The sequence below is a fragment of the Massilia sp. CFBP9012 genome, assembly GCF_034045115.1.
GTDB lineage: Bacteria > Pseudomonadota > Gammaproteobacteria > Burkholderiales > Burkholderiaceae_D > Telluria.
The window spans coordinates 83,041-96,684 of record NZ_JAXCWM010000015.1; the positions used below are offsets into that span (position 1 = coordinate 83,041).

Genomic DNA, 13,644 nt, shown 5'->3' on the forward strand with positions numbered 1-13,644 from the left:
GTGTCTTGTCACGTATAGCATCGGCGCAATGAGAGAGAAAAAAGAAATGAGCGATGCACCTGAGGTAGCGAAAGCACGTGCTTGTCCGTTCTGTGACATTCCGGCGCAGCGCGTCATCATGCAGAACGCCCATGCTTACGCAATCCGTGACGGATATCCTGTCACGGATGGGCATAGCCTGGTGATCCCGAAACGTCATGTAGAAGACTACTTTGGGCTCACGCCGAATGAATTAACTGCATGTGATGCGCTGCTACAAAGTCTGCGCCAGAGCATCCTACACCATGATCTCAGCGTTGCCGGCTTCAATATCGGCGCGAACGTTGGCGCCGTTGCCGGCCAGACGGTTTTTCATTGCCATATCCACTTGATTCCGCGCCGAGAGGGCGATGTCGCGAATCCAAGGGGCGGCGTACGTCACACCATCCCCGGCAAGGGCGAATATTGAGCAGGGGCGAGCGGCGGACGATCCAGGCGCGTGGCGCGCGCACTAACATCCAAATACATTATTACTCGCGCAACAGTCCAAGTCGGGCTTAATGCAAGCAGTCTGTCTCAGTTGTCTTACCACGTGGTATGATTCCATGGAGATAACATTGCGAACATGCTCACGCCAGAGGCGGAGAGGCGTCGAGACCTATGCCCAACTACACACCCATTTTTAGTAAGGAAGAGCTTGGTACGTTTATCTACGACCTCCATTCCAAACTTCGTGCCGGACTCCGGAGTGTCACAGGTGTATTGTATCTTGTCTTAACTCTGGTCGGCGTAGCGTGGGCAAGCTATGCTATCCCCGCTATAAATGGTTCTGATACCTCCGCTGAGACCTTGGGGATTTACGTGATTGGAGTTTTGATTGCGGTCACGCTTGATTCTTTCGTCTATCTCGTAAATCAGGGGGGTAGCTCAGAATCAAATTCTAATGGTCGAGTTATTGCGGGAATATGTTTTGGCATTGGATTCTTGTTAATAGTGTGGGCATCGTTTTTGTCGATAGCTGTCCAGCCTGAGGCTGTACCTAATACTGCATCTTTAAAAGATACCGCGATGGCAAGCGCTGCTGGTGTCACTGGTACGGTAACTGCGGTCACTGATCAGAAACGATGGCGGTGGGGGGCGCACGCCTTTTTAATATTGATTTTGCTAATAGCGATCCTTATGTCGCTTATTCTTACAGGTATCGATACAGGGTTACCCAAGATTAGCTCAATTCAGCGTGATGTGGACGCGCTCAAAGATAAGGTTTGATAACCAGATGTCGAAAGCTTTTCTTACTCTTCCAGCAATCTCAGTAGAACAGCCTATTGGACAGTTCTTCCTTTGCTCAATTCCTGCTGGAGATTTGCAGAAAATCGCCTATTCAATTCCTGCTACGATGACTCGAGAGGAGGGTATGTTCTCAAATATATTTGGGAATCAGCGTGAAAAACGCACCACTCGAGCTAAACAAATCGGCGCATACATTGATGAGGAGGAATCGACTTTTCCGAACACAATCATTTTAAGTGCAAATTATGCGGAGGATGGTTCCTATGAAGAGGACGAGTCAATCCGATGGCATGCGATTAAGGAAGGGAACGGTTCTTACTCCCTTATTATTCCATCCGATGCTAAGTTGGCATCTATCATCGATGGGCAACATCGTCTCGAAGGTTTTAGTTATATCGAAAAAAGCGATAGATTAAATATGCAACTTCCATGCGCTGTCTATATAAATCTTCCGCGTGAATATCAAGCGAAGATTTTCGCGACAATTAACATTAATCAGAAGCGTGTGGATAAAAGTTTGGCTTATCAGCTCTTTGGCTATGATCTGCATGCGGCCGACTCCGAGAAATGGCCTCCTGATATGCTCGGTGTGTACTTCGCACGAGTTTTAGAGGGTCGCGATGATTCACCATTCAAAAAGCATATCAAACTTGCGCTTTTGGAAGAGGGCGCTGCGTTCTTAGACGACGATGAGTCGTCCGAAGAGACAGCGAACTGGCAAGTATCAGTAGCATGCGTGGTCGAGGGGGTTACAAAGCTCATCTCAGACAAGCCAGTTGTTGATCGAAGTCTATTGGCTCAGGGTAAGATAAAAAATAGGTCGGAATTGCCTCCAGATTCTTCGCCATTACGAGAATTATACAGGGCGACAAAAGACAAAACGTTATTGGAACTGATTCGGGACTATTTTTTGGCGGTTGAAAAGCAATTGTGGGATGGGCAGGCAGACAAATCTTTCATTGCTCGAACGGTTGGGGTATTGGCTTCATTCGATATCCTTCGCGAGGCCCTAAAATCTGGCGCAATCGATCAAGATAATGTGTTTAAAACTTCAATGAATTTGCTGGAGCCCGCAAAGGGAACAGATTTTTCTGACATATACTTCCATGCTTCAGGAGCTGGTAGAGTTCGCATTCGTAACGTCCTCAGAATACTGCTGGGGTTTGGTAATGTATCCGATGCCTTAGCAATAGAAACTGCGGAGCGTCTTCGAGGGCGTAGACGAAATTAATGGTGTAATAGTGGCATCCTGCCGTGGTCTGGAACGAGCACGCCATGGCACCGAAACATCCAGCCAGTTCTCAGCCGCAGGCTAATCGCGGCGGCAGACCGCCAGCATTGATGCCTGAGCATATCGCAGCTTTGCACGTTATTGTGGCAGAGCGCGCACAGGCAAGTTTGCAGGAGGCCGCACATCTCGTCGTGAAAGGGTGGCTGTTACGAAATGGTGTCGACCTGAGAATCCCCAATGACGTTAAGTGGGCGCTGATCGGTATCGGTAAGCCCTTGAGGTCGAGGTAGGAAAGCATGAGTAAGAACGTTCTGATAATTTACAGCGAACTCGATGGGCTGCATTGTGAATGCGGCAACGGAGAAGTACGCACAGGCGATGGCTTGACCTACAAGACGTTCCGATATTTTTGGACGGATAGGGGGGCGAAGGGCAAGGCACTCGGCTGCTGCCTCAAGTGTAATAGCGATCTGCAGGAACCCGAGCATCGTGTGGCTCCTGCCGACAAAAAGGCAGACCTGCTGGCGACCTTTGGCCAGCCGGCTCAGTAGGCAAGGGATACCGTATAATCCATATTGCGAGTGGAGTGATGATGAGCCGGATATAGAACTGGCACTGGTGATCGAAAGCGCTGGGCTAGCGATCTCGGGTAGCCGTGATGCCGTGGTCTACCCCAGTGATGGCTTGCCTGCCTAGCGCCTGAACTAAATTGAGTACGCGAAGATGTGCCTAGGCTGATGCCACGCTGACCAGCTATGCTTAGGACTTAGACCTAGGTGCGAGTTACGATGCCCTTAGAAGGACGCCAATGAAATTACTCGAACTTTATGACCGGTCGGCCCGTCCCGCCTATCTCGACGAGGTGCTCCTGGCCGATTCGCCAAACAGTCCACATCTTGTTCAGACGCTCAATGAAGAACGGAAGTGGGTTGACGGAAGGTTCCCCAAGAACCTAGGCATCGACCAGCCCTCACACCTGCATGGCAACGGCCAGACCCACGCGCATGTCTTGGGTCGGCGCGGCAACGAGCTGGGGGTGATCAACCTCGACGGCACCGCCAGCCATGGCACCAAGATGAAACTGCATAAAAAGGACGCCGAGGCGTTGCGGGCCCGCGGCTTTCAAGTGCGGGCCGATAATATCGTCGAGTGGATTCTACAGCCGTCGCTCTCGATGTCCACCATCATCCTTGGCTGAGTAATCTCTAACGCCTCATCAACGGAAAGCACAGCGCAGCCTCGCGCACCGCACCGGCCGAAAGCCGGAACTTGAAAGGATATGGAATGGCAACTGCAACACCGATGGACCTGAGCAAAGACAACGAAAATCACCCTGAGATTTCTCAACTGGTGCGCGGAATCATGTACGGCGATCCGTTCGTTTTCGCTGAAGGGTCGACTAATGGCGTTCCCTACGTGATCCTCGGCACTGGCCCTGACGATCAATTCACCTTCACTAAAACCGCTGACGGTTATACGTTCAAGAAAACCAAGTAAGCAGATTGCCGATCATCCCGTCAACCGCGTTGACGAGCTAATGCCCTGGAATTGTCCCCAGCGGATCAAGCCTGCTTGAACAACACGTCGCTTTCCAGCGATGTGATGCCATTATCAATCAAATTGGCATACTGCTCTAGACGGTGGTGGACGGACGCTTACATAGCATCCCCAGCAGGACATGGAAAAAGACCGATCAGCGCAGTAAGGTCGGAATCCGTCGTGCAAAATTCACGGAACTTGAGGAATCTTGAGTTGATGCAGCTTCTCGTGGCGAGCTGGTATAGTTGCGCTTGCACATTCGGTGACCACATAGTGAAGGGGTACGAGTGAGGGTATACGAATTAATTTTGCTTGAATATTGTTGCGACACGACTGGATCGGCGAGCGGATACTAATCCCACCGTCTCCGCCAGGAAACTTGTTAAAGGAAACCTTTAACAATCAAAGAACCCGCCGCACTATGAGTGCCGCGGTTTTTTGTTTTTAGATCGTAGGAAACACGATATCAGTACAAATCCGAATGCGGGATTGGTATTGGTCGCGCTACCTTAGGCAGATTGTTGCCGATGGAAGCCCAGAATCCACTTTGGCGCGATCTTTGACTGACAGGACTGGACCTCTGCACTGTCGCCGTGCAACGGTCAATACAAATATCTATTAAGCTAGCCAATAGGGCGCGAAGCGCCGCGGGCGAGGGCCACGCCGAGGGGGCAGGGCTGCGTAAGGCAGCAGAGAAACGGGTACAGACAACAGGTGCGCTTAAGGGAATCACGGGATCGCTATGGGGCTGGCATTCCAACCTGACCGAGACTAATGACGGCAGCCGAGCCGACTTATTCGCCTCGTTCACTCCGTGATAATTGGTATTATCAGCGTTCCGTTTATGCTTGTTTCGGCCGTGAAGCAGGTTTAGGATTGACAATCTCAGCCATTCTGAGCCGGATTTCTCATGCCCGATACCCCAGCCGCGCCGGCAGCGCCCACGCTCGACGACCTGCAGCGCTGCGGCGCCGACGAACTTCTCGCCAATCCTGCCCCGGCCACGGCATACCACGAGATGTGGTCGCGCCTGTTCGCCGGCGCGCAGGCAACAGCCGAGGATCCGCCCAAGGCGGCCGCGCTCGACTTCCTAGCGAAAATCTGTTCCATGATGCTCGAGCCCGACGACCGGACCGCGACATTCAAACCCATGATGGCGACGTCAACCAGCCGCACCACGCTTCCAGAGGACTTCACGTGGGCCGAAATCGGCCTGATGGCCGACCTCGTTCCAACCGTGCAGCATTCATTGCTGCGTGCCGGCCTGGCGGACCTGGTCTGGCTCAGGGAACGGCGCCGCGGCGTTGGATTCGCGCATGCGGCCATCGAGGGATACCGGCAGCCGTCCATCGAGCGAGACGAATGGCGCTACGAAGCCTTGAAATGTCGTCAACGTGCAATCCAGCTGGCGCTGTCTACTGGCAAAGGCGGCGGCGTGCTTGCCAGCGAACTCGCCGCGGAGCTGCTCGGTGCGTTCTGGAACGCGCTGGAAGCCGGGGTCCAGCCTGCGGTGCTGCGCTATCTCCGCCCCCTTCAGAATGAGGGGCTCGCCCGGGACGAGGCCGGCCAGATCGCCGAAGCGCTCGAGCGACTGGCGCGCCGGCAGCTGGAGACCGGCGATCCGTTCGGATCGCTGCTCGTGGCCGAAAGCGCCGCAATCTGGTACGGGCGGGCACGGATGGACGAGCGCCGGGCTGCGATGCAGATCCTTGCCGCCGAAAGCTGGGTCGCCCAGGGGGACGAGGACGGCTCGGGCATCACCGTGCACCACTGCTACTCCAAGGCGATCGACCTGTACCGACTCGTCGCCGCCCGGTACCGCGAACGGTCTGGTGCTGGCGATGCGATCGCCCAGCTGCGAGCGAAACTACCCGCGGCCGGGCTGGACATGCTGGCGCGCATGAAGACTGTTAGCCACAGCTTCGACATCACCGACCTGGTGGCTCAGGCCGTCAGTGAGGTACAGGGGCTGCCGCCCGACAAGGCACTTATCGCATTCTGTCGGATTGCGCCTTGGCCAAGCCTGGACGCGCTGCGCCGTGAGGCCGGGACAGGCCTGGACGGCATCGCAGCGCTGTTCACGACGACTAGCGTGGACGAGGACGGCCGGGTCATCGCGGAAGAGGACGGTGTCGGCGACGCCGAGAGCCGCGTGCGGCGCCTGAAAGCGGAGATGATCAAGGCAAGTGCACGTCGCGCCGACATGTCAGCCCGGGCCTTGATCGACCCCGCCCTGGATGTCATCCGACAAGAGTGCCACCTGTCTCCCCACGACTTTTACGCGATCACGAAACTGTCCTCATTGGTTCCGGCCGACCGCGCCGACCTCGTGGCCAAGGGGCTGTACGCCGGCTACTGCCGCGATTTCGTCCAGGCGATCCACATCCTGGTCCCACAGTTCGAGCACATGGTACGTATGGTACTTAAGACGGCCGGTGCACAGACATCGACCCGCCAGGATGGCATCGAGATGGAGCTCGGCCTGTCGGCGCTGGTCGACCTCGCCCAGATGGAGGAATGTTTTGGTGAGCATTTGACTTTTACGATCCGCGCCTTGTTGTGCAAGCCACTGGGCCCGAACCTGCGCAACCAGGTGGCACATGGGCTGGCTGGCACAAACCTGTGCGCAAGCGGCTATGGCGTGTACGCCTGGTGGCTGATTCTTGCACTCGTCGTCGACGATTTTCGAAGGATGCGCGAGGCCGAGAGCGCGGCCGGAGCGAACGAGCAGTAGGAGGTTTGACGATGGCCCAAAACACGAACGTCGAACTGCCCGAGCTGGCGTACAACCGCGCCGACTACACGGCGCTGCGCGCCTACTGCCTCAAGATCCCACTGCAGCCCATTGCCGACCTCTACTACAGCGAGGACAGCCCACAGGTCGAGCAAGGTCTGGAGCGCTGGCTGATCGACATGCGTACCCGGTTGATTGAGCGAGCGATTGAGCACAACCCCCTTATGGCCGAAACGCTGCAGGGAGCGCGGCAAGGTGGCGCGATCACGACGCGGGCGCTCAACATCCTGATTCAGGCCGCGGAAATGCCTAAGCCGGCTCCTAGCCGGCCCCAGAAGATCTCGCAATGGTTCCGCCCGAAGACCGCCAGCGCGTTCAAAGCGGAGGGCGTGCTGACTCTCGGCGATGTGGTCGACCTGATCAACCGGCGCGGTCCTGGCTGGTGGCGCTCGGTGCCGCGGATCGGCGCCGGCCGCGCAGACGCCACTCTGCGCTTCCTGCTACCTGTACTGGATCCGACGCGTAAGCCTGATCTGGCGCCGCTTGGCACGTTTCCGCTGCCTGGTTGGCTCTCAGGCACCGATGGCGTCAACAGGTCGCCGGCGATCTGCTTCATCTCAGCGCATAACGACCTCGAGGCGATCAACACTTACCTGAACCGGTTCATGGGCCAGGACCACACGGAGCGTGCCTATCGAAAGGAGCTTGAACGCTTCATCCTCTGGTGTGCGCTGGTAGCGTGCAAACCGATGTCGTCGCTGCTGGTGAACGACTGCGAGGCCTATAAGAACTTCCTACGCGCTCCCCTGCCGGAATTCTGCGGGCCGCACACCGTCAAGACGAGCAATCGATGGAAGCCGTCTGCCGACGGGCCGATGAGCGCCACTTCGCAAAAGCAAGCGATGCTGGTGCGTTGCGAGGAGCGTTCGACTGGCTGGTCAAGGTGCGCTACCTGGCCGGAAATCCGTGAGTTGCGGTGAAAGATCCCAAGGTGGTGAAACAGGCTGATGAGATGCAAATCGACCGGGCGTTGACAAGGAGCGCATGGGACGCCGTCATCGACGGTTCTCACACAACGTGCATTTATGGCAGAGAACTACCAGGACCGCGTCGCGCTGGCGGCAATCCTTCTGATGAGCGACTCAGGCCTACGCAGAGCAGAGGTCGCGGGCGCATGCCGGCACAACATGAAGCCTAGTCGCCACGCGGCAGCCGTGTGGATGCTTTCAGTCCTGGGTAAGCGCAGCGAGATCCGTAAGGTGCCGGTTAGCCAGCGCACGGTCGAGGCGCTTCGCATGCATTGGCGAGACCGGGGATTGGACTTCGATCAGCTAATGGAGGATCTTCCACTAATCACCCAGATCTTCATCCCTAATACGCCGATGGCCAAAGCAAAACACAGCGACGGCAAAGCGAATGGGTACAGCGCAAACTCGCTCTATGAGCTAATAGCGGATGCCCTCCGGCGCGTGCGAGAGTACGCGGTTCCCTCCTGGAGCGAAGAAAGCAGATTGTTAACGCCAGAGAATCTGGCTCAGCTCGCACAAACATCACCGCACGCCTTTAGACATACGTTCGGAACGCTTGCAGTCGAGGATGATTTGCCGATAGTAGTGGCACAAGATATTCTCGGGCACGCGAGCGCCTCAACGACCTCTATTTATGTGAAAGCTAAGGAAAAACGTATTACTGAGGCGTCCGAGGACTATTATGAAAGACGGAGCCGTAAGCTTGCCTAGCACTAGACAATGCTAACGGAATCACGTCACCTTAATTTTAATTTAAATAAAGATAACAAGCATCAGTTATGTCTTCATTAAAAGAATTGTTCGAGAAAAAAATTTGCACTAGCTGCATCGATGAGCCTGTATTAAAAAGTCAGGTTCGAACGACAGGGATGAAAGCATGCTGCTCTTATTGCGGGAAAACGCGGCAACATATTTCCGCTGTGGATCTAGCGGAGGTAATCGACGCCGCGTTCAAAGAGCATTATGTGCGTGTTGATGACGACGATGATGGTTTTGGACTGCTCTCACAATTTGGTTTTAGCAGTGACGAAGGGATACCAGTGGTCGATGCGATTAGCGACGCGGCCGGGATAAGTGTGCCTATTGCACTAGAAATACAGAGCATTTTGCAGGCTCGACATCAGTCGCGGTCTGCTTACGAAATGCGTGAGCGTACGGACTATGACGCGGAGTCTCAATATCAAAGAATGCGTCCAAGTGACGCAGGGATGAGAGAAGATTGGGACGCATTTGAACTGGAGCTGAAGCACCGCGCACGCTTCTTTAATCGAAGAGGCGCGGACCTGCTTGCCTCAGTGTTTGGCCACATAGACCGTCTTCCTGTGCGAAAGAAACAGAAGCTTGTCGTTACCGCTGGTCCAGGATGTAGAGTTGAACGGCTCTTCCGTGCACGGGTATTCCAGTCTGAATCTTCATTGCTTGAAGCCCTCAAAAATCCAGAACAGCAGTTAGGTTCACCTCCGCCGAAAATTGCTGCAACGGGACGCATGAATGCTCGCGGAATTTCAGTTTTCTATGGTGCGGATAGCTGCGAAGGCGCGATTGCAGAAGTCCGGCCTCCAGTCGGTAGTAAGGTTGCTGTAGGAGCGTTTGATATTATCCATCACGTTACACTTCTAGATCTGACCGCACTTCCATTCGTCCAGCACGGACGCGACAGCATTTTTGATCCGGGTACAAAGAAGCGTATGGAGCGCATCGTCTTCCTGCAATCGCTTGGAGAACGGATGACAAAGCCAGTGATGCCAGACGATCAGGACATCGAATACTTGGTAACCCAAGCAATAGCTGATTTCTTATCAAACGAAAACACCCCACGTTTAGATGGGATCATTTTTGAATCCGTACAAACGCCGAATAGCCGTAATGTCGTACTCTTCAATCACTCATCAGCGGCGGAAAATCCAGTTCGTCCGGAAGGAACAGAAGTCGTCTCGTTCCGTTTCTCTCACCATGGTGACGGGCCGGAGTCCAGTATATTGGTTTTTGAGAATGTCCCTACGCATCCGCCAGAACCTCGAGCCGGATGGCACAACTGGACTACGAAAACGCCCGTTGACCCGACACTGCGACTGGATCGCGAAACGATCACGGTTCACAATATAAAAGGGGTAACCTATTTTGCAGATACGACGGCTGTGTTGATTCAAAGACGAATCAAGGACGAAGACGAGTTCTGACTCGCGGCCATCGCCTGTGGATTTTAGCGTAGCAGGACGCTATGATGGCGACAGTTCGATACGACCAGGCATTCATCCTTCGCGCCCTATGCAGCTTTCCAGCCGACTCCTCACCCAGATTACTGACGCCTTGCAACGCCCACCACGCCCTGGGCGGCTCCCAGATCGGCTGTGGGACGAAATCCAGGGGCAGGGCTGGGCCTACCTGCATCAAATTGAAGATCTGGCGTTGGTGATGGACTTTCGGACGCATGGCCTGCCTCTTGGCGAGTTGGCCCAACTCGCCGGCTATCCCGTACAAGATGTGTATCAACGACCGCGATTCAAGAACGCCAGCGGGTTCAGCTCACAGATGGTCGCGCTCCCGGATGTCGTAGGTTTATGCATTTTCTTCAAACAACTGGGCTTTATGATTGACCCGGGCCCATTGGTCGACCGCCTGTATGCCCATACCGCAGTCAAGTCCTATCTGACCCGGGCCGAGAGCGACATCTACTGCTACAGCGTGATGCGGCACAAAGAAAAGCTAGCGCTGCGCGCCGCGGGGCCGATCGACGCGCCGCCGATCCAGCGGGAGTGGCGCGGAGCCGGCGGGCACCGCTACCAGTGCCTGTTGCGCGGCGACCAGGTGACGTCGCTGACGATCGCCGGCCCGCGCTGGCGTGCGTCGCGGCGGATCGAGTTGCAGTGTTCGGTGTGTGGCGCCAGATACACCAAGGGCGATCCCGAGTCAGCGCTGAACCACCGCACCACGCACGCGCAGGCTTTGCGCCTCTTGAAACCGCAAACGTCGAAACCGATGCGTGAACGGCTGCAGCGCGGTGTGGCCGGCGAGCGCGTGGACGTTAATTCCCCCATCTGGATGCACCGGGAGGTCGCCAGCCGGGCGCTTCGCTTCAAACGCGATTTCGGTTACGACTGGCTTCAATGGCCGAGCGTCACCACGCGCGCCCGGCATGATCCTCGCTGGGTTGGCTACCTGTTTGCTGACGAGAACGGCGCGATCGATGGTGCTTGCGGCTTCTTTTGCGACCAAGGCCACTGGCGCCTGGACTGGGCTTGGGTGCGGCCGGACCGGCGCCGGCATGGTGTGCTGGCCGCGCGCTGGCCCCGCTTCCTAGACGAGTTTGGCGACTTTTGGATCGAGCACCCAATTTCAGACGAGATGCGGGCGTTCATTGATCGCCACGCCACCAGCGAGCAGCGGCGATTGATTCGCGAGCGCTACCCTGATGGCTCGCCGATCAGTAACCCGATATAGAAATCGACGCGATGTGGCCGACGCATTGCCTGCTGCCCTTCATCTGCGCTCGTCCTGGACATGCACTAGAACGGCCATAGCCTTGAAAATAGTTGACCGCTCGCCCACCAGATAGGATGGCGCAGAGCTCGCAAATAGCTCTCCTTGAGGTCTTTCAATGCACGTGTACGGCTCGCGAGATCTCCATCCAATCGCCTTTTGTCTGTGAGCAGTTCTCCCAACAATTCGTTGATCGGGATGACTCTCAGGTTGTCACGCCACGCTCCCGTCGATACCAGAGCACTCGCAAGCATCGGCCGAGACTGACCGGCACGTCGATCCGCGTCGCTGTAGTCGAAGATGAGGCCGAATTGCTCGTAAAACCGATTTCGCCGGTCGCGATTGTCATCATGCCCCTGCGCAGCGAGAAGTGTGACCGGGCGGATCGCGGCTTCCGGCCACTGTTTTGCCCAAACTACAATCTCGTTCATCAGGTAGGTGCCAATGCGCAGCCCTTCCAGCCCTGGGAGATCGAGGAAGACCGCACCGTTCGATACGGATCCGGCAGTCAGTACGGTCAATGGCCCATCGGGAGTGAAGGGCACATGGCATCCCGAGAACACGGGACGCCGGTCGAAGTGACCTTTCTCGTCAGCTGGACGCAACCTGCGAAAATGGAGGGATAGTGCAGCCCGCACGAGGTGGCCATCGCGATCGCGTTCGACTGTCTCGACTCGTTCGACCAGGATCGTCGCGGCTACTGGTCTGTCGGAACGCCGGTGGTCGGTTATCTCGAGCGCATAAATGCGTGGTGTGACGCCGTCGCTGGGCGGCCACGGCGGATCAAAAGATGGCAGAGTCATAGAACTGGAAAATCGAGACGTAAAGTAACTTCCGCCAATACACCGCGATAGCAGTGCCACCCTACACTTGCGTTGGCCAAAGCCGGCCTACAGCACTGGCCAACCCTCGCAGCGCCACGGAGCACTTGTCACTCGAAATAAAATTTCTAATTTCGAGTTGGCCAGGACTGCTGATTCGTAGCTTAGCTACCACGCGTGCAGATCGACAATAATATTTTCGAGTATGCAAGAAATTTTTGAATTAGAGATAGAAGTCAAAAAGTTTAACAACATCAAGGTTTGTTAGTTTTTAAAAATCCAAGGATTTTGCAATTCATTATATTTTCTCTCAATTAAATCGTATGCGTTCTCCAACCTATCCTGAAATTCAAAATCGAACTTTCCGGCGCATGCGAACCTCAGCACCTCAACTACAAATCTACGAAACTGAATATCTCTAATCACCGACAAAAGTCTCAAAAATTTTGGATAAACCACTTGCTCCAAATATTGGTCTTTGGTTGCCACCAAGTCCAAACCTTTAAAAAAATCTATTGCTACTGGAAATTCACTATGGGAGCCAGTGACTATATCAACAGAATATCCCGAGAATTTCACCTGGCTATTATATGGAAGGAATGTCCATGCGCTGATTATGCCAAATATCTCGATGTAAACATACGTAGATTTTTGGTGCTCATCATGCCCGATGACGACGGTATGCCTTATCGAATCCTCGTTCCTTATGAAATTTTTACTTAGAGTGCAAAGTTGAATCGGCGCAAATTTCGCTACGAGCGCAGGGTTATCAACAAAGTCTTTGAAGGTTTGCGGGATCTGAACCCCTTTAAAAGCAGCAAAGATGTTCGAAAATACATATAAAGCGGGTAATATTATACACCAATCGAATTCTTGCACTCTCTTAATCACCGGGCGATCGCCAAAAATTATAGAGTGCTTCAAATATCTATGATTGGGTGGGTGCACTTCATCACGTACATGCTCTAAAAATACGGCGCCGCGAGATTGTACATATTTTTCATTTAGAGAAGAAGTGTGTTGGTGTCTAAGCATGTGCCCTCTGTCCCTGACAGGATCTATCATCGACAAGAGCCCTTTAAAAATCTCAAGAAAATCATTTTCTATTCGCTTAGATATTTCAAAATTTGATTTCCGCGTCAGAATATTTTTCGGTTTTAATCTGCCGCCGATCGCATTTGGAAAGACGTGAGCAGCAGAGTTATTTTCCGGAGTTATCACATCCCCGCTGTATATACATCTATGCGAAATTGGTTGTTCCATAATATTCCTTTCATTGCCATAAAATTACCGATATCTTAGTAATTTCTTTCGGCATCACTAAATCGCTACAAATTCAGTAGACAATCCAGAGCCTTTAATTGCAGAGCGTTTAGCTTTCATTCTGAGCAAGGCGTCGTGCAGTGGTTGCAGCATCATTGCTGTTGGAAAGCGCTTTGAGTTTCGGTACTACTGGTGGCAGAGGTTTTGGGCTCATGAGAGAGTGCCTCCCACCTTTACGGGAGCGGCCGCTTTGGAAACGAAGCATCGGATCACCAAACT

The 13,644-nt window shown here is 54.2% G+C and carries 13 protein-coding genes; 11 read left to right on the forward strand and 2 right to left on the reverse strand.

All coding sequences use genetic code 11. The features are described from left to right. The first annotated feature begins 28 nt into the window (after positions 1-28). The 11 genes from SOM61_RS22380 (at position 29) to SOM61_RS22430 (ending at position 11,242) form a co-directional block, all read left to right on the forward strand. Positions 29-448 (forward strand): HIT family protein, encoded by a 420-nt coding sequence (locus SOM61_RS22380; RefSeq protein ID WP_320476123.1) that lies wholly within the window; start codon positions 29-31, stop codon positions 446-448. 191 nt (positions 449-639) lie between these two features. Continuing rightward, entirely contained in the window at positions 640-1,248 is a 609-nt protein-coding gene (locus SOM61_RS22385) for a hypothetical protein (protein ID WP_320476124.1), read from the forward strand. Between the two features lie 7 nt (positions 1,249-1,255). Continuing rightward, a complete protein-coding gene (locus tag SOM61_RS22390; protein ID WP_320476125.1) occupies positions 1,256-2,500 on the forward strand; it encodes a DGQHR domain-containing protein in 1,245 nt (414 codons plus the stop codon). Positions 2,501-2,796: 296 nt separating this feature from the next. After that, positions 2,797-3,051: a hypothetical protein gene (locus tag SOM61_RS22395; RefSeq protein WP_320476126.1), complete on the forward strand. Its 255-nt coding sequence runs from the start codon at positions 2,797-2,799 to the stop codon at positions 3,049-3,051. Between the two features lie 257 nt (positions 3,052-3,308). Beyond that, a complete protein-coding gene (locus tag SOM61_RS22400) occupies positions 3,309-3,698 on the forward strand; it encodes a hypothetical protein (RefSeq protein ID WP_320476127.1) in 390 nt (129 codons plus the stop codon). 86 nt (positions 3,699-3,784) lie between these two features. Further along, complete coding sequence (locus tag SOM61_RS22405; RefSeq protein ID WP_320476128.1) at positions 3,785-3,997, forward strand: hypothetical protein; 213 nt, start codon at positions 3,785-3,787, stop codon at positions 3,995-3,997. A 952-nt stretch (positions 3,998-4,949) separates the two neighbouring features. Beyond that, positions 4,950-6,773, forward strand: a complete 1,824-nt coding sequence (locus tag SOM61_RS22410) for a DUF4209 domain-containing protein (protein ID WP_320476129.1) — start codon at positions 4,950-4,952, stop codon at positions 6,771-6,773. Positions 6,774-6,784: 11 nt separating this feature from the next. Continuing rightward, a complete protein-coding gene (locus SOM61_RS22415; protein ID WP_320476130.1) occupies positions 6,785-7,753 on the forward strand; it encodes a phage integrase family protein in 969 nt (322 codons plus the stop codon). 105 nt (positions 7,754-7,858) lie between these two features. Then, positions 7,859-8,512: a tyrosine-type recombinase/integrase gene (locus SOM61_RS22420; RefSeq protein WP_320476131.1), complete on the forward strand. Its 654-nt coding sequence runs from the start codon at positions 7,859-7,861 to the stop codon at positions 8,510-8,512. Positions 8,513-8,580: 68 nt separating this feature from the next. After that, positions 8,581-9,981 carry an RES family NAD+ phosphorylase gene (locus SOM61_RS22425; protein WP_320476132.1) on the forward strand — a complete coding sequence of 467 codons (1,401 nt, stop codon included), beginning with the start codon at positions 8,581-8,583 and terminating at the stop codon, positions 9,979-9,981. Positions 9,982-10,069: 88 nt separating this feature from the next. After that, a complete protein-coding gene (locus SOM61_RS22430) occupies positions 10,070-11,242 on the forward strand; it encodes a hypothetical protein (protein WP_320476133.1) in 1,173 nt (390 codons plus the stop codon). A 65-nt stretch (positions 11,243-11,307) separates the two neighbouring features. Here the strand turns inward: SOM61_RS22430 and SOM61_RS22435 are convergent, their stop codons facing one another. Both SOM61_RS22435 and SOM61_RS22440 read right to left on the reverse strand, forming a co-directional pair. Next, positions 11,308-12,084, reverse strand: a complete 777-nt coding sequence (locus SOM61_RS22435) for a hypothetical protein (protein WP_320476134.1) — start codon at positions 12,082-12,084, stop codon at positions 11,308-11,310. Positions 12,085-12,366: 282 nt separating this feature from the next. Beyond that, positions 12,367-13,365, reverse strand: coding sequence for a hypothetical protein (locus SOM61_RS22440; protein WP_320476135.1), 999 nt, complete (start codon positions 13,363-13,365; stop codon positions 12,367-12,369). Positions 13,366-13,644 lie beyond the last annotated feature (279 nt).